Origin of the sequence: Agrobacterium sp. a22-2, assembly GCF_012276985.1 — a bacterium.
Classification (GTDB): Bacteria; Pseudomonadota; Alphaproteobacteria; order Rhizobiales; family Rhizobiaceae; genus Allorhizobium.
Genome location: NZ_JAAXMM010000096.1, coordinates 1 through 406, shown reverse-complemented (window position 1 = coordinate 406; position 406 = coordinate 1). Strand labels below are relative to the sequence as shown.

At 64.3% G+C, this 406-nt stretch carries 2 protein-coding genes; both read left to right on the top strand.

Features of this window, described 5'->3' with window-relative positions:
* On the top strand, positions 1–233 hold a 233-nt coding region (locus HFC70_RS27350; RefSeq protein WP_210259473.1), incomplete at its 5' end, for an FtsW/RodA/SpoVE family cell cycle protein.
* A partial coding sequence (locus HFC70_RS26555) for a glycosyltransferase (RefSeq protein ID WP_210259472.1) occupies positions 223–406 on the top strand: 184 nt, incomplete at its 3' end. The genes HFC70_RS27350 and HFC70_RS26555, both read left to right, overlap by 11 nt.

The following is a 406-nucleotide window of genomic DNA, read 5'->3' as shown; positions in this document are numbered from 1 at the left end:
GCCTACGGCCTGGCCTTCCTCTGGATCGGCCAGTTCTGATCAACATCGGGGTGAACGTCGGCCTGCTGCCGACCAAGGGCCTGACCCTGCCGTTCCTCAGCTACGGCGGCAGTTCGCTGGTGATCTGCTGTGCCTGTCTGGGGATGTTGCTGCGCATCGAATGGGAACGGCGAACCCACCTGGGTAGCGAGGAATATGAGTTCAACGAAGAGGACTTTGCCGATGAAAGGTAATGTCCTGATCATGGCGGGTGGCACCGGCGGACACGTGTTCCCGGCGCTCGCCTGTGCGCGGGAGTTCCAGGCGCGCGGCTATGCCGTGCACTGGCTGGGGACGCCGCGCGGCATCGAGAATGACCTGGTACCCAAGGCCGGCCTGCCGTTGCACCTGATCCAGGTCAGCGGGC